This window comes from Paraciimarium castrense LEGE 11436 (assembly GCF_056633055.1).
Map to the genome: position 1 here is coordinate 80841 of NZ_JBSJOW010000004.1, position 20385 is coordinate 101225.

Below are 20385 nucleotides of genomic sequence, written 5' to 3' on the forward strand. Positions count from 1 at the left end.
CCCGCTGCCCCAGGCACCTGAGCGATGACCGCCTCGGCTCCACCTCCCGCTTCTTCGCACCAGCTGCCCTCGCCGTCCCCTGCCCAGCCCCAGGCCGCTTCGCCCCATGAGGTGCTGCTGGTGCGTCACGGCGAGACCACCTGGAGCCTCTCGGGCCAGCACACCGGCCGCACCGACCTGCCGCTCACCGCCCGCGGGGAAGCCCAGGCGCGTCAGCTGCAGCCTGCCCTGGCGGGGCGATCCTTCGCCCTGGTGCTCTGCAGCCCGCTGCAGCGGGCACGCCAGACCTGTGCGTTGGCGGGGCTGGCAGAGCGGGCGATCATCGACCCCGATCTGAGGGAGTGGGAGTACGGCCGCTATGAGGGGCTCACCACGGCCCAGATCCGCGAGGCGTCGCCGGACTGGCTGGTGTTCCGGCACGGCTGCCCGCAGGGCGAATCCCCCGAAGCGGTGGCCCGCCGGGTGGACCGGGTGATTGCCAGGGCCCGGACGGCCAGGGGGCCGGTGGCTCTGTTCGCCCACGGCCACCTGCTGCGGGTGTTGGCGGCCCGCTGGCTGGAACTGCCGGCGGCGGCCGGTGCCCAGCTGCTGCTCGACACCTCATCCCTCTCGGTGCTCTCGTGGTATCAAGGCATCCCGGCTCTGGCCTGCTGGAACGCGCCCGTGGCGGGCCCGGCTTCAGAGCTGATCGAGGGCTGAGCCCAGGGCGCTGTAGCAGCGCTCCAGCTGGGCCTCGTCAAGGCAGAGCGGCGGCAACAGGTACACCACGTTGCCGAGGGGACGCACGTAGACCGCTTCGGCCAGGCAGTGGCGCTGAATGGCGCGCCCTACCTCGCTCAGGTAGCCCGGCCGCTCCACGGCCACGTCAAAGGCCGCCACGGTGCCCAGGCAGCGGGGGCGTCGCACCAGCGGGTGGCGGCTGAGGCTCTCCAGCCGTGGCCGGTGGCGAGCCTCGAAGCTGCGATAGCGCTCTGGGAAGGCCTCCAGCAGGTCAAGGCTGGCCAGGGCCGCCGCGCAACCCAGCGGATTGGCGGTGAAGCTGTGGCCATGGAAGAAGGTGGCCATCGGGTCGCTGCTGATGAAGCCCTGGTAGAGCCGCTCGCTGGCCAGGGTCACTCCCATGGGCAGAAAGCCGCCGGTGAGGCCCTTGGAAAGGGCCATCAGGTCGGGCTGGAGCCCTGCCCGCTGGCAGGCGAACAGCGCGCCGCTGCGGCCGAAGCCGGTCATCACCTCATCGGCGATCAGCAGGGCGCCACTGGCCCGCACCCGCTCCTGAACCGCCTGCAGGAAGGCCGGGCGCACCATCGCCATGCCGGAGGCTCCCTGGATCAGGGGCTCCAGGATCACCGCCGCCGTGGGCACGGCCAGAGCCCGCTCCAGGGCCTCGAGGGCCGTCTGCTCCCTGACCTCGACGGTGGCGTCGTGCCAGCAGGTGTGGGGCCAGTCGACCCGGGCCACGCAGAACAGCCATGGATCAAAGGGGGAGGTGAACAGGGAACGGGCTCCCACGGCCATGGCCCCCACGGTGTCGCCGTGGTAAGCCCCCTCGAAGGCGATCAGCTGGCGGCGCTCCGCCCCCTGGTTGTGCCACCACTGCCAGGCGATCTTGAGGGCCACCTCCACCGCCGTGGAGCCGTTGTCGGAGAAGAAGAGCCGCTCCAGCCCCGCCAGGGCACTGAGCCGCTCCGCCAGGCGCTCCGCCGGAGCATGGCTGAAGTCGGCGAAGATCACCTGCTCGAGGGCCTGGGTCTGGGCGCTGACGGCGGCGGCGATGCTGGCTTCGGCGTGGCCGTGCAGGGTCACCCACCAGCTGCTGATGGCATCGATCAGGGTGCGGCCGTCATCGAGCTCCAGCAGGGCGCCCCGCCCGGCCACGGCCCGCAGGGGCACCGGTGCCGTGGCCACCTGGGTGGTGGGGTGCCACAGGTGCGGATGCCAGCGGGGCTGGGGATCGGAGTGCTGCTGCGCGTTCAGCTGCATGGTGGGCTGACTGAGCCGGGCTGGGGGTGGGCCAGGTTGGAGTCTGCTCGGCCACGGCAACAAAGGTCCATGAACTGAGGTCACGCTCTGTGAGTTTTTACCCAGGGTTCGTCAGATTTTGACCAGAGCTCGATACCTTCCCTCAACGCCCTCTTCTCCCTTCCATGGCCCTGCCCCTCCTGGATGTCAAGCCCACAGCTGTGAACGCCCGGGTCGCCAATTTCATGCCGGCCAACGAGGAGTCGCCGCTGAAGGCCCCCTTCGCCCTGACACCGCTCCAGGATGCCGCCAGCGTGGATCTGCAGATCGATCAGGCCTACCGCCAGATCTTCTTCCATGCCTTCCGCAGCGACCGCGATCCCGTGCTGGAGTCGCAACTGCGCTCCGGCCAGATCCGCATGCGCGACTTCATCCGGGGCCTGCTGCTCTCGGAGAAGTTCCGCCAGGACTTCTACCGCTGCAACAGCAACTACCAGATCGTGGAGCAGGTGGTGGGCCGGGTGCTGGGCCGGCCGGTGTACGGCGACCAGGAGCGGATCGCCTGGTCGATCCTGATCGCTGAACAGGGGCTGCCCGCCTTTGTGGATGCCCTGCTGGATTCGGAGGAGTATCTCTGCCAGTTCGGCGACGATCAGGTGCCGTTCCAGCGCTCCCGCACCCTGGCCGGCAAGGCCGTGGGCCAGGTTCCCTTCAACCAGCAAGCCCCCCGTTACGGGGCCTACTGGCGCGACACCAATGCCCGCCGTCTGCCCTCCGCTGGTTCCAGCCCCTGGCAGCCCGGGGTGCCCAGGCCCGCCTGGCTGCGCGACCAGCCCAGCCCCCTGGTCCGCAAGATCTGGTCCGGCACGATCCTCTTTGGCGTGGGCTTCCTCAGTGTGGTCGGGCTGATCACCGTGGTCGCCATGCTGCGCACCTGAGCCCTCAGGGGCTGGGGGGGGCTGGCTTCTCGCTGTCCTGAAGGGAGGGAAAGCTCTCGCGGATGGCGCTGGCCAGTTCCTGGCGGATGCTGGAGCGGAAGCCAGCGGCGGCCTCGGCCGTCAGCACTGGATAGCTCTGGTCGCTGTTGGCCTCGCCCCGCAGGGGCTTCCAGCTGCTGCTCTCCCGTTGCTTCAGTTCCGCCACAGGGGCCTGGAAGTCGAAGCTGAGGCTGCGGACGCCCTCTCCCAGGGCTGCGATCCACTCCTCCCGCCGCCCCTGCAGGATGCGGGCCTTGAGGGTGTCGGGCAGGCCGAGCACGGGCTGGTAGTGATCGAGCACGGCCAGCTCCTCCTCCAGCAGCACACGCCAGGCGCCGATCTCCCCCTCGGCCAGCTGCTGCTCGGCCGGGCTGGCCGCCATGGCATCGCGGTGCAGGGCCAGCCAGCGGTAGTGGGACTTCTCCTGAAGCGTCTTCTTCTGGGCCGACTTCCCTTTCTGGCGCTTGGGCAACAGGGCCTCGGCCTTGCGCAGGAAGGCCCGATCCTCCGGCTCGAGGTTGATCGCCCCCCAGCGCTGGCGGTACTCCCAGAGCTCTTCATAGCGGCGCAGGTCCTCAGTGGACCAGCCCAGGGCCTGCAGTTCCTCGGTCCTGCTGCTCTCGTCCTTCACCACCACCAGCTCACGCAAGGTTGCTGGGAAGCGTAGGGGTCAGCCCAGGGCCTGGCGGAAGGCCACCACGGCGAACAGCAGAAACAGGCCGCCCCCCAGGCGGTAGAGCAGTCGTTCATCCACCCGGTCGCCGATCCAGCGGCCGGAACCCACCGCCAGGGCGGTCACCAGGGCGTGGCCCAGCAGGGTGCCGGCCAGCAGCCCCATGAAGGTGAAGCCCGGGGCGGTGGCCAGCACGATCGTGGCCAGCTGGGTGCGATCGCCCAGCTCGGCGATGAACACCAGGGCGAAGGCCTCCCAGATCACGGCCAGGGGGCGGCTGCTCAGCAGCTGGCGATCGGCGGCGATCACGGCCTGCTCCGCTTCCTGGGCCTCGCCGCGGGCGGCATCGGCCGGCAGCGCCTCGGCCTCCAGCAGCAGCCGGATGCCGAACACCAGGAACAGGCCCCCCGCCAGCCAGGGCAGCAGGCGCACCGGCAGCAGCTCCCTCAGGCCGTAGCCCACCCCGAGGGAGAGCAGGGTGACCACCGCCAGGGCCGCGAAGCTGCCGAGAAACACCCAGCGGCGCGGGTGCCGCACCGCCAGGATCAGGGCCATGAAGAAGGTCTTGTCGCCGAGCTCCGCCACCGTGATGGCACTCAGGCCGGAACCGAAGGCAGCCAGGCCCGGATCCATGCTCACCGCCCCAGCCCCCAGTGAGTCTTCTTAATACCACCAAAGCGGCTGCTGCCACCCCCGCTCAACGCACCACCAGCACCGGACAGGAGCTCTGGGTCAGGACCCGCTGGGTCTCGCTGCCGAGCAGCAGCCCCTGCAGCCCGCGCCGGCCGTGGGAGGCCATCACGATCAGGTCGCAGGCCTGGCTGCGGGCCTCCTCCAGGATCGCCATGGAGGGCTGGGCACTGATCCGTTTCACCACATCAGCGCTCACCCCGCCCTGTTCCGCCGTGGCGGCGGCGGCGTCCAGGATCTGCTGCGACTGCAGCTGGGCCGCCTTCATCAGCGCCTCGATGGCGCCGGTGTCCACCAGTTCGCCCGCTCCCACCAGGGAGACCGGCAAGGTCCCTTCCACCGTCAGGATGCGCAGCCGAGCCCCCAGGGCCTTGGCGAGAGCCAGGGCCTGCAGCAGGGCCCGCTGCGACAGCTCCGAACCATCGGTGGCGACAAGCAGGTGTTGAAACGTCATGGTGAAGCCCGGTGCCTGTCTCCGGTTTAGCCCCGCCATTGGCCTGGCGCCCGGGCTTCGCGAACACCCGCTGCCGCGCCTTCAGTGCAGCGGATCACTGATCACCAGCACCGAGATGCGCAGGCGGCGCATCAGCCGCCCCATGCGGTCGCCGGCGGGGATCGGCAGGCCGGCCACCAGGCGGCGCTGGGAGCGCAGGATCACCAGGTCGTGGCTGCGGGCGGCCGCCTCGATGCTGTCGTCGACGCTCTGGTCGGGCCGGATCTCCACCGTGATCGGCACGGCGGCGGCCTGAGCCTCGGTGCCGGGCTGCCAGCGGGCCAGTTGGGCCTCCACCGCAGCCCGCTGCTGGCTGCTCTGACCCAGGTCGGGCACGTGCAGCAGGGTGATGCTCCCGTCCAGGGCGGCGGCCAGCCGCTCGGCCAGCTGAAACTGCTCCAGGGCGCCGGCGGTGACGTCCTTGATCGGCACCAGCAGCCGCTTCAGGCTGGCGGGATCCCGGCGCAGGCCGGCCACCACCACCGGGCAGCTCACCTGGCGGCAGGTGGCCTCCACCAGATCGCCGAACAGCCACTGGCCGAGCCTCCCCGGGCGAGCCAGGCCCATCAGCACCAGGTCACTGGCCTGCTCCATCGCCACCCGGGCAATGCCGGCGGCCACATCGCTGTCCACCCGCAGCAGGGGCTGGCAGGGCACCTGATCGGCCCGGGCGATGCCGTTGGCGGTCTGGAGCAGCTCCCGGGCCCGGCCCAGACTCGCCGCCATCGCCGAGGGGCTGGAGTGCCCGGCTTCCGCCTGCCGCGGCGACACCACCGCCAGGGGCAGGACCAGGCCTGGATCCTCTGAGGAGCCACCGATCAGCAGTCCGGCCAGGGCGAACAGCCGGGCCTCACTGTTCGGGTTCGAGACCGGCAGGAGCACCCGCAGCGAGCGCCGCACCAGAGCCAGGCGGCCGTCCCCCTCGGCAGTGAGGGCCTCGGCCGCTGCCTGGGCCAGCCTGGGGATCGCCTGGGCGGTGAGGGCAGGTCCGAGGGTGGCGGTCACCACCATCATCGCCAGCACGCTGTTGAGCACCGCGGCGTCGAAAAGGCCGGCGCGGAACCCCACGAAGGTGGCCGCCAGGGTGGCTGCAACCTGGGGCAGGGACAGCGACCACAACGTGAGCACCTGGGTGCGGTTGTAGCGGTAGATCCGGCCAGCCCAGAGCGCGGCCAGCCCCTTGGTGGTGATCAGGGTGGCGATCAGGGCGAGGGCGAAGGGGCTGCGCAGGATCGTGGTGAAGAAGGCAGGGAGGTTGAGCAGCAGCCCCAGGTCGATGAAGAAGATCGGGATGAACAGGGCCGCGCCCACGAACACCACCTGCTCTTTCACCCGGCCTTCCGGCAGCACCCGGTTCACGGCCAGGCCGGCCAGGAAGGCCCCCACGATCTTCTCCACCCCCGCCAGTTCGGCGCCGAGGCCAGCCACAAACAGGGTCAGCAGCACGGCCACGAAGAGCTGGCTGTCGTTGTTGACGCTGCGCCGCACCAGGCTGGTGCCCAGCCGGGTGATCGTGCCCACCAGCACCAGCGCGAACAGGGCCACCTTGCCCAGCAGCAGGGCCACCGCCGGCGGCGAGAGTTCACCGCGGCTCAGTCCCATGCAGAGGGCGAGCAGGAGCAGGGCGGCCAGGTCGGTGAAGATCGTGCCGCCGATGGCCACCACCACCGATTCCTCCCGCACGGCGCCGTAGCTGCGCACGATCGGATAGCCCAGGGGTGTGTGGGAAGCCAGCACCGAGCCCAGCAGCACGGCGCTCAGGGGGGCGTAGCCGTAGGCCAGGGCAAGGGCGCCACCCCCCAGCAGGGGCAGGCTGAAGGTGAGCAGGCCGAACTGGAAGGAGCGCTGGCGGATGCGGACGAATTCGGCCAGATCGATCTCCAGTCCTGCGATGAACAGCAGGTAGATCACGCCGATGTCGGAGAGCAGCCCCACGGTGGGCCCCTCGGTCTGCAGCCACCCCAGGCCATAAGGGCCCATCAGCACCCCGGCCGCCAGCAGGCCCACCAGATCAGGCAGCCGCAGCCAGCGGGCCAGGGGGGGCACCAGCACACTCAGGCTCAGCAGCAGGGCGAACACGGCCAGGGGTGATCCCTGCAGGAAGGCGGCCATGCCGCTGCTGGGGGTCATGGCTCAGGAGCTCCGGCGCCGCAGGGTGCCCTTCCAGCCGGCCAGGTGGCTGGCAGCAGCCGAGCGGGCCAGGGTACGGGCGGCGGGCAGGGCCGGCTGCAACTGGCCTGAGCTGAAGGGGGGCAGGGAGCGGCTGCGCAGCCAGGCGCCCCAGCGGAACTCGTGGAAGGGGATCAGGGGGGCCGGCTCGATCACACCCTCCTTCTTGAGGCGCCAGACCAGGCTGCGGAAGGGGTCATCCTGCAGACCCAGCAGCTGGTTCGGCAGTACTGAAGCCGGCAGTGGCCCCAGGCCGCGGCCGTCGTAGAGGTACAGCCAGCCGAGGTCAAGCAGGTGCTGGAGCACCGCGGCACGGTCGGCGGTGGAGAGTTCCAGCGCCACATAGCCGAACGCGGTGGCGGTGGGGTCAAGCTCCAGCAGGGCCCTGAGGCGGTGGTGACGATCCACCATCCACACCTCCCCTGCTCCGCTGCGGACGAGGGGCACGGGCTTGGTGCCCAGGTAGCGCTGGCGTTCGCCGCGGTCTTCAGCCTGAAAGTCGTTCTGGCGGCTGCGCACTTCGGCCATGCCCACGCAGAGCTGGGTGGGCCGCAGGCTGGCAACAGGCAGCTCAATCAGGGGTGTGTCCTGCCGGGGTGGGGGCAGCTGCTGATAGGGGGGAAGGCGCAGGGCCATCGGCGAGGACGGACCGGATCCGTGCCATCCTCGCCTGGAACGCCGCCGGGACCATCCTGGGGAGCCGGAAGGTCTCAGCCCTGGCTCAACAGGGTGCCGAGGCCGATCTGGTGCAGGATGCCCTGGCCGGTGATGGCTTCGGTGAGCACACCGATCACAAACCCGAGCATGGCGGCGCGGCCGTTGAAGCGCTCGGCCCGCTGCAGCTGCTCGGCGTGGATCTGGGCAGCGGCGGCGTTCAGGAACCAGCGCTCGTCGGCTTGGGGGGAGGAGGACGTCATGGGAGCCATGGCAACGATGCACCAATGTTACGAATCAATGCAGGATCTTGACCACTAATGGGTTTTGATTCCCTTATTTTTGGCCTTAGCAGTGCTGATCGGTTCGCCCAGGGCCCGCCCCTCGTGCGTCCGGCCGCTCGGCTCGGAGGCCCAGCAGGGCGCGGCTGAGGCGGCGATAGGGTCGTGACAGGCTTCAGTTGCCATGAGTTCACCGGCTTCCGCTTCGTTTCTGGCCGCTTCCGCTTTGGTGGCCGACGCCGGTTCCCTTGGGGTGCTGGTGTGCGGTCATGGCAGCCGCAATCGGCTGGCGGTGGCGGAGTTCGCCGGCCTGGCCGAGCAACTCCAGGAGCGGCTGAGGCCGCTGCCCCTGGAATACGGCTACCTGGAGTTCGCCCGGCCGATCCTGCGCGATGGTCTTGAGGCCCTGCGCCGCCGCGGTGCAGAGCACATCCTGGCGGTGCCGGCGATGCTGTTTGCGGCGGGCCACGCCAAGAACGACATCCCTTCGGTGCTCAACACCTACGCCGCCGAGACCGGACTGCGCATCGACTACGGCCGCGAGCTCGGGGTGGACCGCCGCATGATTCAGGCCGCAGGCGCCCGGATCCGGGAGGCCCTCGCCAGCGCCCCCAGCGCCGTGCCCCTGCAGGACACCCTGCTGGTGGTGGTGGGGCGGGGGTCGTCCGACCCCGATGCCAACTCCAATGTGGCCAAGGTCACCCGCATGTTGGTGGAGGGCTTCGGCTTCGGCTGGGGAGAAACGGTGTACTCCGGTGTCACCTTCCCCCTGGTGGAGCCAGGCCTGCGCCAGGCGGTGCGCCTGGGCTACCGCCGGGTGGTGGTGTTTCCCTATTTCCTGTTTTCGGGAGTCTTGGTGAGCAGGATCGTGCAGCACACCGAGCGCGTGGCGGCCGATCATCCCGATGTGGAGTTCATTCAGGCGGCCTATTTAGGTGACCATCCCCATGTGCTCGACACCTTTGAGGAGCGGGTGATGGATGTGGTGCGGGGCGATACCGCCATGAACTGCTCGCTCTGCAAATACCGGGCCCAGGTGCTCGGCTTTGAAACCGATGTGGGGGCGCCGCAGCACAGCCATCACCACCATGTGGAAGGGCTCACGGATGGCTGTGACCTGTGCGAGCGCGAATGCACCGGCGCCTGCCAGCCCGATGGGGTTCCCATTCCCTTGGGGGCTGCGGCCAGCGACCACGGCCATGGCCACGGGCACCACCATCACCCTGTCTATCCCCACGCCGACCACCCCCTGGGCCCCCGCACTCTGCGCTCCGGTGGCGCGACGGGGTAGCCAGCCGCACCTGGCGCAGTTGTCTCGCGTGGGGGCTTCGCTGCTCCGGGCCGCTCAGATCAGCAAAGCTGATCCTTGAAGCCTTTCCCCATGTTTCGGGGCTTTTCCCCAGATCCGGAGGGGGTTTTCCCCAGAACGGTGCTCCCGATGACCGTTGCGGCGCGGAGGCTGGGGATTTCGCCCTTGTGTTCAGCTTGGTCTTGACACCGTGGCGCTGGGTCGTCCCCGGGTCGGGGGCCGGCGCTTCAGCTGACCTGGAACTGCTGCGCGGCAGCAAGTCTCAGCCTGCACTGCCCTGCCGTGCTCAGAGAACTCCGGCTTTGACGGCGGCTCGGGGATGTGGCGTACTGGGCCCCACTCCCGCAGCCCTGATGCCGATGGACTGGACCCCTTCCCCTGGCCCGGAGCCTGAGGCTGGTGATGGCGCCAGGGGGGAGGCCGCGGCGTTTCTGGAGAGCGAGGTGGCGGATGTCGTATTCAGCGCGCTGCAGCGCTTTCTCGCTACCCATCCGGGCTGGAATCAGCATGGCCTCACCACTTCGGCCCTGGCCACTTTTCTGTTCCAGAACGGTTGCACTGATGCCTGCGTGCAACAGCACTACCTCAATGGTCTGTTTTTGCTCTGAACTGCAATGAATTCGGTAACCTTGAGCGCCCAGCCTTGGCCAGCCGCGCAGACCGGTGCAGCAGTTGCCCATAAAAAAAGAGCGAAGGCGCCAACCTTCGCTCTCGTTCTCCCTTGCCCGACCCTGTTAAAGGTCGCCCCGTCATTGTGCGGACTCTCGACCTCTGCGGTTGTGCCAACAGACACAGGATCCGCTCCGCTGTGCCTATCTCCTGACGCAGGGGCCCCGGATGGTCCCCCCGGCACCGGCTTCAGTCCCCCCGGCGCAGTCGCCTGGTGGCGGCCTCGCAGGCTCGCCAGGTGATCGCCATGGCCGTGAGGGTGGGGCTCTGCCAGCCGGCGCCAGGCCAGCAGGCCCCATCCACCACCAGCACATTGGGGGCCCGCCAGCACTGGTTGAAGGCATTCACCACCCCCTCCTCCTCGCTGGCGGCCATGCGGGCGCCACCCAGCTCATGGATGTAGTAGCCGGGGGGCGCGGCGCCCTGGCCGGTGGCGTGGCTGGAGCGGATCCAGGGCTCCAGCAGCGGCAGCACGAACAGATCCTCCAGCGGACGGATCGCGCCCCCGGCCGCGGCCACCACGGCCTCCATGCGCTGCTGCATGTGGGCCACCATCGCGGCTTCATTCGGCCCCCAGCCCATGGAGATGTGCGGCGTCGGCAGCCCCCAGGCATCCACCTGATCGCCGTTCAGGCTGACCCGGTTGTCGGCCCGGGGCAGCACCTCGCCATGGCCGATCAGGAAGCCCACGGCCTCACCGCGGCGGCGCTGCAGCAGGCTGGGCGGATCGAAGCGCTGCACCGCCGCCCAGAGGCCGTAGCCGCGCTGGAAGCCCTCCTGGCTGGCCCCATCCAGGTTCACGGTGTTGGGGATGAAGCAGCTGCCGGCGCCGGAGAGCTCGGCGGGTTCAGGGGGCGGGGCCAGGCCGGGCACCGAGAAGAAGCGGCTGCTGGACACGTGGTCCATCAGATAGTGCCCCAGGCTGCCGGAGGGATCGATCAGCCCGCCGCGCCTGCAGGCCTCGCCGGAGTGCAGCAGGATCCGCAGCGTCTCGATCGTGGAGGCGCACAGCACCACCAGCGGCGCCCGCAGCTCCTGCCGCTCGCCGCTGTGGCTGTCGATCACCACCACGCCGCGGGCCCGTTCCTGGCCCGGCTCCATCACGAGGTGGCTCACCAGGGTGCCGCTGCGCACCACGGTGCGGCCAGTGGCCAGGGCCCGGGCCAGGGTGCTGCCGGGGCTCGATGAGCGGCACCAGCCGGGGCCGCGGTGCAGGTTGAAGCCCCGGGAGTGGATCAGGGGCAGGCCCAGCTCGCGGCCGATCGCCTGGCGCAGGTGCCGTTCGCCCGGGGTGAGGGGCAGGGGATCGAGGAACTGGCCGTCGGGGAGCTGGGGCAGGCCGTCGGCCCGGCCATGCACCCCCAGCAACCGCTCCAGGCGGTCGTAGTAGGGCGCCAGATCCGGCTCGTCGATCGGCCAGCTGGGCCCTTGGCCATCGCGTTCACCGGCCTTGAATTCGTAGCGGCTCAGCCGCAGGGTGATGCCCCCCCAGGTGAGGCTCTTGCCGCCCAGCTGGCGGCCGCGGGTCCAGAGAAAGGGGCGCTCGGGCGGGGTGGAATAGGGATTGAGGCGCTCGTCGGCGAACAGTTCGGGGTTGTGCTTCCAGTAGCCGGGGTGGTGGGCCTGCAGGCGCTGACGGCCACTGGAGAGGTGGGCGAGCCGCCGCAGGCTGTTGAGCGGCTCGGCGCCGCGGGCGCGGGCGGCGCCCAGCTCCGCCCCGGCCTCGAGCACCAGCACCCTCAGGCCCGCCTCCGCCAGCACCATCGCGGCCACCCCGCCGGTGGCGCCCGATCCCACCACGATGGCTTCAGGGCGCTCGGTCATCGGCTTGGCTTCAGCTGCCGGAGAGGCTGGCATCCAGCCGGATCAGGCTCTGCAGCAGCACATTCACGCCCTGTTCGCACTGCTCCGGCGTGGTGAACTCAGCGGCCGAGTGGGACACGCCGTCGCGGCTGGGGACGAAGATCATGCCCATGGCGGTGAGCCGGCCCAGCTCCTGGGAGTCGTGGCTGGCGCGGCTGGGCAAGTGGGTGTGGCTCAGCCCCAGCTGCTGGCAGCTCTCGGTGATCAACGCCTGCACCATTGGATCAGCCGGGCTGGGGTCCACCACAAACTGCGGCGTCATCGCGATCCGGGTGCGGCTGGCCACGGCGATGTTCTCGATCTTGCGCTCCAGGTGGGCGCGCATGTGGTCGATCACGCTGTGGGAGAGGTCGCGCATGTCGAGGGTGAACTCCACCCGTCCAGGCACGATGTTGGCGGCATTGGGCCACACCTGCAGCTTGCCCACCGTGGCCACCGGATCGCCGGGGAAGTGGAGCGCCATGTCCTCCACCGCCAGGATGATCTGGGCTGCGGTGGTGAGGGCATCGCGCCGCATGCCCATGGGGGTGGTGCCGGCGTGGTTGGCCTGGCCGGTCACGCTGATCGTGTAGCGCTGCTGGCCCACCACGCCCTCCACCACGCCGATGTCCTTGCCCACGGCCTCCAGCACGCCCCCCTGCTCCACATGCAGCTCCACGAAGGCGGCGATCTCCCCGGGGGCCCGGCGGGCGCTGGCGCGGTGCTCCCAGGAGCCGCCGATGCTGGCCAGGCCCTCCTGAATCGGCACCCCCAGGGCCGTGGTGTAGGTGCTGGGGTCGTCGGAGGCGCGGCCCACCAGGCTCTTGCACCCCACCATCGTGCTCTCCTCATCGGCGAACACGATCAGCTCGAGCGGGTGCCGCAGACGCTGGTTGTGCTCCGAGAGCACCCGCACCACCTCCAGCCCGGCCAGCACCCCCAGGGCGCCGTCGTAGTGGCCCCCCTCCGGCACCGTGTCGATGTGGGAGCCGGTGGCGAGCACGGGGGCCGAGGGGTCGAGGCCCCCGTAGCGGCCGATCAGGTTGCCGGCGGCATCGATGCGCACGGCCATGCCGGCCTGCTCCATCCAGCCCTGCACCAGGGCGCGGGCGGCGCGGTCTTCGTCGCTGAAGGCCAGCCGCCGCACGGCCCCGGAGGGAACCCGGCCGATGCAGGCCAGGGCTTCGAGGCCCAGGGCCAGGCGCTCCCGATCGGCCCGCAGTGCCAGCAGGGACGACACGACCGCCAGAGAGGCGCTGTCGGTGCCGAGCTGGCCGGCGCCGAGAGGACCTGTGCCCAGGGGAGCGCTGCTGAGCTGGGTCATAGCGGTGCTGGGGGCGGCTGAACGGATTCTTCTGAACGGATTCGGCTGAACGGATTCGGCTGAACGGAAGTGGCTGGTCGGGGCGGGGCTGATCCAGCTGCAGCGGATCGGCCGGCTGCGGGTCTGATCAACGGTGCCCTTGGGCACAAACCTGCTGCAGCGGATCGTCAATCATTCCGTCAACTTAATTCTCCTCCTAGCGTGGTCGACCCCAACGGCTGGATCACGCCACTCCCCACCCTCCTGCGATGACCTACTCGATCGTTGCCTGGGACGGCCCCACCGGGATGACGGGTGTGGGCGTGGCCACCCGTCACCTGGCCGTGGGTTCCCTTGTTCCCCATGCCAGACCGGGTGTGGGAGCCGTGGCCACCCAGGCCAGCACCAACCCCTACTTCGGGCCCTGGGGGCTCGACAGGCTGGAGCAGCTTCAGCTGCAGAGCGGTGGTGAACTGGGTGCGGAGGCGGTGCTGGAGTCGCTGCTGCAGGACGATCCGGGCCGCGACGGCCGCCAGGTCCACCTGGTCGACAGCCAGGGCCGCACCGCAGCCTGGACGGGCCCCGACTGCGCCGGCCTCGCCGGTCATCGCTGCTATCCGGGCTTTTCAGTGGCGGGCAATTACCTGGCCTCCGAGCTGGTGCTGCTGGCGATGGCCGAGGCCTACATGGCTGCTGAGCGCCACGGCCTCGCCCTGGAGGAGCGCCTGATGGCGGCCCTGGAGGCGGCTGAGGCCCACGGCGGCGACCACCGCGGCCGCCAGTCGGCGGCCCTGCTTGTGATGCACCAGGAGAGCTACCCCCACATCGACTTCCGGGTCGACCACCACCCCGAGCCGCTGCTGGCCCTGCGCGAGATCCTGGCCGAAACCGGCGAGACCTATTACACCGGCTTCCGCGCCACCCTGCCCACCACCCTGGGGGTGGCCCAGACCGCTGAGCTTCCGGCGGCGGCGGCGGCAGCGGTGGAGACGGCTCAACCGCCCGACATGCCGATCAGCGCGTAGGCCGGCTCCGCCTGATCGGCGGCGCCCGGTCGCCAGCCCAGCCGGTCGGCCAGTTCCCGGGCCTGGGCCGGCACATCGGCGGCCACGAACAGCTGGTGCATGATCTGCACGCCGATCAGGTGATTGATCACGGCGTCGAGCTGCACCCGCGTTGCCGGACTGGTGGCGGGATCGTCGTGCCGGGCGAACAGTGCCGCCACCCCGGCTGGATCCAGCAGACCCGCCTGCCCGATGGCCTCGGGGCTGAGGTGGCGGTCGGCCAGCACCTGCATGGCGGCGCGCTTCTCGGGGTCGGCGTGGGCCGGTGGGGCCATGAAGGCGAACTTCTCGCGGCGGTAGAGCTGCTCCGGCAGCAGGCCGCGCATGGCCTCCCGCAGCACGTACTTCTCCGTTTTGCCCTTGATGCGCAGCTCCGGGGGCACCTGCACCGCCACGGCGGCCAGATGGTGGTCGAGGAAGGCGGGGCGCGCCTCCATGGCGTGGGCCATGTCCACCCGGTCGCCGCCCCAGGTGAGGATCTGCCCCTCCAGCATCGTCTTGATCCACACGTACTGGGCCCGGTCGAGGGCATGGCGGCCCTCCAGCTGGGAGGCATCGAGGGTGGCGGCGATGGCGGCGCCGGGCTCGTAGCCGGCGCAGGCCTGGCGGTGCTGCGGTGCCAGCAGGGCCGGCACCAGAGGCGCGCAGGCCAGCCAGGGCTGCAGGCAGCTGGGCGTGAAGCCCACCACAGCCTCCAGGGCTGGATCGTGCACCTGTTCCTCAGCCAGCATCGCCCCCTGCACCAGCTGGTTGGCCTCCTGCAGCAGCTGCTCCCACTCCTGGCGATCCGCATCCGGCAGGTCCTGCAGCCCATGCAGAAACATGTCGCGGCGGAAGGCGGGATAGCCCCCGAACAGCTCATCGGAGCCCTCGCCGGTCATCACCACCTTGTAGTGGGAGCGGTTCACCTCACGGCTCATCAGGAACTTGGCCACCGCCAGGGTATTGTAGATCGTGCGCTCGGTGTGCCAGATCGTGGCCTCCAGATGGCCATAGAGCTCGTTGCCGGAGAGCCGCATCACCAGCTGATCGGCGCCGGTGGCCTCGGCCATCGAGGTGGCGATCGGGGTTTCGTCGTAGCGGCTGTCGTCGAAACCGATCGTGAACGCCTTCACCGGGTTCTGGCTCACCGCGGCGGCCAGGCCCAGGATCGAGCAGGAGTCGATGCCGCCGGAGAGATAGCAGCCCACGGGCACATCGGCCACCATCCGCACCTCCACCGCTTCCAGCAGGGCCTGGCGCACCGCGGCGATGTGGTCGGCCTCGCTGCGGCCGGCATCGCGCTCGCCGCTGCGGGGGAAATCCACGTCCCAGTAGGGCTGATCCTCGAGGCTGAAGCGGCCGTCGCGGCGGCGCACCGTGAGCACGTGGCCGGGCTTGAGCTGGTGCACCCCCTCGAAGGCCGTGGTTCCCGGCACCATGGTCTGCATCAGCTGGTGGAACAGGCCTTCGGAGCTGAAGCGCCGTTGCACACCGGGATGGGCGAACAGCACTTTCAGCTCGGAGCCGAACACCAGGCCCTCCTCGGTGAGGGTCCAGTACTGGGGTTTGACGCCGAAGCGGTCGCGCACCAGGTGGAGGGTGTCGAGGCGGCTGTCGAACAGGGCGAAGGCGAACTCGCCGCGCAGCAGGGGCAGGCTGGCCTCGAGGCCCCGCTGCTGGTAGAGCCGCAGCAGGATTTCCGAATCGCTCTTGCTGCTGAAGTGATGGCCCTGGGCCGTGAGCGAGGCGCGGATGGCCTGGAAGTCGTAGAACTCGCCGTTGTGGGCCATCAGCAGCTGGCCGTCCTCGGACACGAAAGGCTGGCGGCCGCGGTTGGCATCGAGGTCGATGATCGAGAGGCGGGCATGGCAGAAGCCCACACCCTGATCCGGCAGGCCCCTCACCCCGAAGCCATCAGGGCCGCGATGCACCTGGATCGCCGCCATGTTGACGAGCACCTGCTCGTCGATCGGCTGCTGGGGCTGGAGTTGGAACACTCCCCCGATGCCACACATAGACCGTCTCCTGGATGAAATCTCGAAGTGCTGAACGTGAGCGGATCGGCCAGAACGGCGCACCCGCTGGACCTCAGATGATGTCCATCACCTGGTCTGTGCGCTCCACCATGCAGGTGAGCAGGGCCATGCGGATGAACACGGCACCGCGCGCCTGGGAGAAGTACCAGTTGTGGGGGGTGCCATCGAGACAGGTGCCCAGTTCCGCTCCCCTGGCCAGGGGGTGGAGGATGATCGCCTCAGGCCGGTAGGACAGATCGGCGGTGAGCTGGAAGCTGCGGCCGTGCACCTCGTAGTTGTCCCCCACCCAGGCGATCGCATTGATGTAGATCACATCGAGGTCTGGAACGGCGGCGCTGAGATCGTCGCTGGTGAGCACCTTGATGCCGGCCTGCTCGAGCTCCTGGCGCTGGCCGGGATCAAAGTAGCTCTCGGGTTCGCCGGGGTCGATTCCCGGCTCGTGAAAGAGCACCAGCTCATCGATCATCTGCGGGAACTTGGTGAGGATGCGCAGCAGTGACCGCACCGTGCGCATGCGCTTCGGGATGCCCACGATGCCGATGCGGATGCGTTGATCGGCGGGCACATCCTTCTCCACCAGTTGGGGGCGCCACTTGAAGATGGTGTAGAGGTCGGCCATGGCCTGAGTGGGGTGCTCATCGATGCCATTGCCTGCATTGATGATCGGAATCCGCAGCGATTCGGTCATCTGGTAGATGGCCTCAGCATTGGTATCCCGTAACACCACACAGTCGCCATAGTTGTTGAACATCTCCGCCACATCCCTCAGCGATTCCCCCTTGGCGATGCCGGTGGTGCTGCGATCCGTGATCGTGATCGTGTCGCCACCAAGCCGGTGCCAGGCGCTGTCGAAGGAGAGCCGGGTGCGGGTGCTGGGCTCGTAGAAGGCGTTGATCAGGATCTTGCGCTGCAGCGGGCTGTTGAAGCGGATGTAGCGCTCGGGGTTGCTCTCGAACTTCGCCGCCAGCCGAAACACCTGCAGCAGCGAGTTGGCGCTGTACTGCAGCGTGGAGATCACATGCTGGTTCATCAGATCGCTCAGCGCCCCGCCGTGCTCGCGGATCTGCTCGAGCAGGGCCTGTGGGTGGGCGTTCCCATAGACATCAGGACCGAGCCGATTGAAGTGGGGAGAGTGCATCGTCAAAGGTGATCCCGGGGGCTGGGGATGTTGTGGTCGAACGGGGTGGAAGGCTCCATCTTCCGCCTCGATCGGGTGGCTGACTGGAAAATCTTGTGTTTTCTGCAACATCGGAAGCGGCAGAAAGTAGCGGTATTTACCGTTTCAGAGAGAGTTGCTCTGGCCCGCCGGCGCACTCCTGTCGCTGCCACACCTGGCGCTACCAGATCCGGCCATTACGCCACTCCACGAACCAGATGCCCACAATCACCAGCACGGCCAGCACGAGGCCGGCGATGCTGCCGTACACCACCAGGCCGAACCACCAGCCGGAGATCAGCCAGGAGCCAGCGGGGGCGGTGGTGCTCAGCAGCAGGGAAGGCAACAGGGCCATGGCTTGGGGGATGGACACGACTCAGGGGCTCTCGGGATCGCCGGCCAGCTGGCGCCAGTCGTACTGCTCGGGCCAGTAGTGGCTGCCCAGCCCCATCACCAGGGCCGAGACGGCGGCGGAGACCAGGGCGGCGCAGTAGGGGGCGATCAGCCAGTAGGCCAGCAGGCCGCTGACCGAGCCCAGCAGCATGGCGGCGATGGCCGCCTGACGGTTGGCCTGGCGCCAGTAGAGCCCCATGGCGATCGGCCAGATCGTGGAGGCCACCAGGGCGCCGGTGAACAGCAGCAGCTGGTACATCGAGGTCACGTACTGCCAGGAGAGCAGCATGGTCAGCAGACCCAGGGCCACCACCACCCGGCGGGCGGCCTGGCGGATCTGCTGGTCGGTGGACTCGGGCCGCAACCAGTGAGCGATCACGTCCTCGGCGATCAGATCGGCCGTGGCGGCGAGCAGGGAGTCGAGGGTGGAGGTGAGCGAGGCGAAGATGATCACGAACACCACCGCGGCACCGCCGCTGCCGAGCAGCTGGGCCGTGACGATCGGGAACACCATGTTCACCTGGGGGATCTCGAGGTTCTGGGCCAGGGCCGTCAGGGCGATGGCGCCCGTCACGATCGGCACCGTGACCCAGGCGAAGCCGCCGAGCACGAAGGAGCGGAACACCACCGAGGGGCGGCTGGCGAACACCCGCGACCACCAGATGTTGTTGTGGAACACCTCGCCCATGCTGAACAGCCCGGTGTTCCAGGCAAACAGCAGCCCTGCCGGCAGCAGCAGATTCAACCGCCCGGGATGCTCGCTGGCCAGAGCCGCGTACACCTGATCGGTGCCGAAGCGGCTGAAGCCGAGCACGGCCACCAGCACCAGCAGCGCCATGATCAGCAGCGACTGGATGAAGTCGGTGCCGACCACCGCCCGCATGCCGCCGAACAGGGTGTAGGTGGTGGACACACCGATCACGCACACCATGCCGAGGCGGTAGTCGAAGCCCGAGAGCGACTGCAGCAGCAGGCCGGCCCCCATCCCCTGGGTGATCAGAAAGCCCAGGGTGTAGGCCATGGTGATCAGCAGGAACAGGGCCCAGCAGAGCCGCCCGTAGCGCAGCCGCACGAAGTCGCCGCTGGTGCGGGCCCGGGGCATCAGCCGCTTGATCCGCACGGCCAGGGGAGCGAACAGGAACAGCCCCAGGCCGGCGAGGGCGTAGCCGAACATGCCCCAGAGGCCGAGGGTGTAGCCCACCTCCGGCGCCGCCAGGGTGGTGTTGCCGGTGACCCAGCTGGCCATCAGGGTGGCGGTGCTCAGGGCCAGGCCGATGTTGCGGCCGGCCAGCAGGTAGTCGTCGGCATCACCGCTGCCGCGCTTGCCCCACCAGATGCCCAGGGCGATCCAGAGCACGGAGAAGCCCACCAGGAGCAGCCAGGCGGTGCCTGGCGCCAGCATCGCGTCAGTCGTCATGGGCAGAGGGCATCAACCGGGGTCATCGAAGGGATCGCGCTGGTGCCAGCGCCGGTGGCCACGCAGCACCATCACCACCGTGGCCAGGGTCACCAGGCCGCCGAGCACAAAGATCAGCAGGGCCCGTTGCAGCTCGGTCATGGCACCTGCCTCCAAGGCAACACAGCCTGAACACAAAAAAAGCCCCGGGGAAACCGGAGCCTGTTGGAGAGCAAACAAATGGTGGCGGGGGCGAGATTTGAACTCGCGACCTTCGGGTTATGAGCCCGACGAGCTACCAGGCTGCTCTACCCCGCGGCACCAGTGGAGTGTACCAGCCGGTGTCCTGCGCTACAGGTGGATCTCAGTCGAAGCGCAGTTCGCCGCGCACGTCCAGCTTCAGGTGCGGCGCCGGCTCCCGGAAGGACCGGTGCAGTTCCTCGAGGGTCACCGGCGTCAGCCAGTCGAGCTGCTCCAGCAGGTGCAGGGCTACGGCGTGCTTGGCCCGCCCGGCGCCGTCCTCCACCTTGATCGCCACCCCCAGGCCCTCGCCCACCCGGCTCAGGCACTGAATCCCCTCGGCTCCTCCCTTGCTGAGCACCTGGCCATGGCCCAGGCGCATCAGCTCGGTGTCGAAGCGCCCCTCACCCGCCACCAGCTCCGGATGGCTGAGCATCGCCCGGCTGAGGCGCTCCAGGTCGGGCTGGGCGCCGGCTCCCAGGTGGGCGTAGAGCAGGGCCATCTGGGCCAGCTGCAGCTGCAGGGTGGGGGCACCGCAGTCGTCGCGGGCGGTGACCAGTTCAGCGGCGGGCAGGCCGAGCAGCTCGGCCACCCGCTTGAGCACCTCCTGCTGCAGGGGATGCTCCGGCCGCAGGTAGCTCTCCAGGGCCCAGCCCATGCGCCGGCAGGTGGCCAGAAAGGCGGCGTGCTTGCCGGAGCAGTTGTGCTCCAGGGGGCTGCTGCCGTGCTCGGGCACCGGGCTCTGCAGCTGCTCGGCCTCCACCTCGGCGCCCCACAGCAGCCGGAAGGCCTCGCGGGCATGGCTGGAGGTGCCGGCGTGGGAGGCGCAGGCGATGGCCAGACCCCTGTCGCCGCAGTTGATCTGGTCGGCAGTGCCGCTGGCCACGAACACGGAGGCCTGAAATGGCTTGAGGGCCGAGCGCACGAAGCTCAGCTGCTGGGGATCGCCGGCCCGCATCAGCACCCGACCGCGGCCGTCGCACACCACGGCATGCACCCGATGACGGGATTCGGCAATGCCGTTGCGCAGCAGCCTCACTTCCAGGGGCGGGATGGAGGTGCGGGCCGATCCGCCGAAGCTGGGGGGCAGGGACATACG

The 20385-nt window shown here is 69.3% G+C and carries 20 protein-coding genes and 1 tRNA gene; 5 read left to right on the plus strand and 16 right to left on the minus strand.

Annotation, left to right across the window (positions count from 1 at the left end; translation table 11 throughout):
• Positions 1 to 24 precede the first annotated feature (24 nt).
• Entirely contained in the window at positions 25 to 699 is a 675-nt protein-coding gene (locus tag ACWJIO_RS07690) for a histidine phosphatase family protein (protein WP_480312552.1), read from the plus strand.
• Here the strand turns inward: ACWJIO_RS07690 and bioA are convergent.
• Positions 679 to 1980: an adenosylmethionine--8-amino-7-oxononanoate transaminase gene (gene bioA, locus ACWJIO_RS07695; RefSeq protein ID WP_480312554.1), complete on the minus strand. Its 1302-nt coding sequence runs from the start codon at positions 1978 to 1980 to the stop codon at positions 679 to 681. The genes ACWJIO_RS07690 and bioA overlap by 21 nt on opposite strands.
• 164 nt (positions 1981 to 2144) lie before the next feature.
• Between bioA and ACWJIO_RS07700 the strand changes: the two genes are divergently transcribed.
• On the plus strand, positions 2145 to 2897 hold the full coding sequence (locus tag ACWJIO_RS07700) for a phycobilisome rod-core linker polypeptide (RefSeq protein ID WP_480312556.1): 753 nt from the start codon (positions 2145 to 2147) through the stop codon (positions 2895 to 2897).
• A 4-nt stretch (positions 2898 to 2901) separates the two neighbouring features.
• On the opposite strand, the gene ACWJIO_RS07705 is transcribed toward ACWJIO_RS07700, so the two are convergent.
• The 6 genes from ACWJIO_RS07705 to ACWJIO_RS07730 form a co-directional block, all read right to left on the minus strand.
• The gene (locus ACWJIO_RS07705; RefSeq protein WP_480312802.1) at positions 2902 to 3570 is read right to left on the minus strand and encodes a hypothetical protein; all 669 of its coding nucleotides are present in this window, start codon (positions 3568 to 3570) and stop codon (positions 2902 to 2904) included.
• 36 nt (positions 3571 to 3606) lie between these two features.
• On the minus strand, positions 3607 to 4242 hold the full coding sequence (locus ACWJIO_RS07710) for a TMEM165/GDT1 family protein (RefSeq protein WP_480312558.1): 636 nt from the start codon (positions 4240 to 4242) through the stop codon (positions 3607 to 3609).
• 64 nt (positions 4243 to 4306) lie between these two features.
• Positions 4307 to 4753, minus strand: coding sequence for a universal stress protein (locus ACWJIO_RS07715; protein WP_480312560.1), 447 nt, complete (start codon positions 4751 to 4753; stop codon positions 4307 to 4309).
• Positions 4754 to 4834: 81 nt separating this feature from the next.
• Positions 4835 to 6922, minus strand: a complete 2088-nt coding sequence (locus ACWJIO_RS07720) for a cation:proton antiporter domain-containing protein (RefSeq protein WP_480312561.1) — start codon at positions 6920 to 6922, stop codon at positions 4835 to 4837.
• A 3-nt stretch (positions 6923 to 6925) separates the two neighbouring features.
• Positions 6926 to 7597, minus strand: coding sequence for a ParB-like protein (locus tag ACWJIO_RS07725; RefSeq protein ID WP_480312562.1), 672 nt, complete (start codon positions 7595 to 7597; stop codon positions 6926 to 6928).
• 74 nt (positions 7598 to 7671) lie between these two features.
• Positions 7672 to 7878, minus strand: coding sequence for a chlorophyll a/b-binding protein (locus ACWJIO_RS07730; protein ID WP_186696849.1), 207 nt, complete (start codon positions 7876 to 7878; stop codon positions 7672 to 7674).
• A gap of 202 nt (positions 7879 to 8080) precedes the next feature.
• Here ACWJIO_RS07730 and ACWJIO_RS07735 point away from each other — a divergent pair, with 202 nt between their 5' ends.
• Both ACWJIO_RS07735 and ACWJIO_RS07740 read left to right on the plus strand, forming a co-directional pair.
• The gene (locus tag ACWJIO_RS07735) at positions 8081 to 9187 is read left to right on the plus strand and encodes a sirohydrochlorin chelatase (protein ID WP_480312564.1); all 1107 of its coding nucleotides are present in this window, start codon (positions 8081 to 8083) and stop codon (positions 9185 to 9187) included.
• Positions 9188 to 9564: 377 nt separating this feature from the next.
• Positions 9565 to 9813 (plus strand): DUF2811 domain-containing protein, encoded by a 249-nt coding sequence (locus ACWJIO_RS07740; RefSeq protein ID WP_480312565.1) that lies wholly within the window; start codon positions 9565 to 9567, stop codon positions 9811 to 9813.
• A 250-nt stretch (positions 9814 to 10063) separates the two neighbouring features.
• Here ACWJIO_RS07740 and ACWJIO_RS07745 read toward each other — a convergent pair whose 3' ends face one another.
• Positions 10064 to 11698, minus strand: coding sequence for a GMC oxidoreductase (locus ACWJIO_RS07745; RefSeq protein ID WP_480312567.1), 1635 nt, complete (start codon positions 11696 to 11698; stop codon positions 10064 to 10066).
• A gap of 10 nt (positions 11699 to 11708) precedes the next feature.
• Positions 11709 to 13040: an allantoate amidohydrolase gene (locus ACWJIO_RS07750; RefSeq protein ID WP_480312569.1), complete on the minus strand. Its 1332-nt coding sequence runs from the start codon at positions 13038 to 13040 to the stop codon at positions 11709 to 11711.
• Positions 13041 to 13288: 248 nt separating this feature from the next.
• Between ACWJIO_RS07750 and ACWJIO_RS07755 the strand changes: the two genes are divergently transcribed.
• Positions 13289 to 14044 carry a DUF1028 domain-containing protein gene (locus ACWJIO_RS07755; RefSeq protein ID WP_480312570.1) on the plus strand — a complete coding sequence of 252 codons (756 nt, stop codon included), beginning with the start codon at positions 13289 to 13291 and terminating at the stop codon, positions 14042 to 14044.
• Here the strand turns inward: ACWJIO_RS07755 and asnB are convergent.
• The 7 genes from asnB to ACWJIO_RS07790 all read right to left on the minus strand — a co-directional run bounded on the left by asnB (position 14014) and on the right by ACWJIO_RS07790 (position 20382).
• Entirely contained in the window at positions 14014 to 16080 is a 2067-nt protein-coding gene (gene asnB, locus ACWJIO_RS07760) for an asparagine synthase (glutamine-hydrolyzing) (RefSeq protein ID WP_480312571.1), read from the minus strand. The genes ACWJIO_RS07755 and asnB overlap by 31 nt on opposite strands.
• Before the next feature lie 73 nt (positions 16081 to 16153).
• Positions 16154 to 17239 carry an aspartate/ornithine carbamoyltransferase family protein gene (locus ACWJIO_RS07765; RefSeq protein ID WP_480312573.1) on the minus strand — a complete coding sequence of 362 codons (1086 nt, stop codon included), beginning with the start codon at positions 17237 to 17239 and terminating at the stop codon, positions 16154 to 16156.
• Between the two features lie 199 nt (positions 17240 to 17438).
• Positions 17439 to 17630 carry a hypothetical protein gene (locus ACWJIO_RS07770; protein WP_480312575.1) on the minus strand — a complete coding sequence of 64 codons (192 nt, stop codon included), beginning with the start codon at positions 17628 to 17630 and terminating at the stop codon, positions 17439 to 17441.
• 3 nt (positions 17631 to 17633) lie between these two features.
• Positions 17634 to 19067: a sodium:solute symporter family transporter gene (locus ACWJIO_RS07775; protein ID WP_480312576.1), complete on the minus strand. Its 1434-nt coding sequence runs from the start codon at positions 19065 to 19067 to the stop codon at positions 17634 to 17636.
• Positions 19068 to 19079: 12 nt separating this feature from the next.
• Positions 19080 to 19208: a hypothetical protein gene (locus tag ACWJIO_RS07780; protein ID WP_255510594.1), complete on the minus strand. Its 129-nt coding sequence runs from the start codon at positions 19206 to 19208 to the stop codon at positions 19080 to 19082.
• A gap of 79 nt (positions 19209 to 19287) precedes the next feature.
• Positions 19288 to 19364 (minus strand) — tRNA-Met (locus tag ACWJIO_RS07785).
• Positions 19365 to 19410: 46 nt separating this feature from the next.
• Complete coding sequence (locus ACWJIO_RS07790) at positions 19411 to 20382, minus strand: asparaginase (RefSeq protein WP_480312578.1); 972 nt, start codon at positions 20380 to 20382, stop codon at positions 19411 to 19413.
• Between the last annotated feature and the right edge of the window lie 3 nt (positions 20383 to 20385).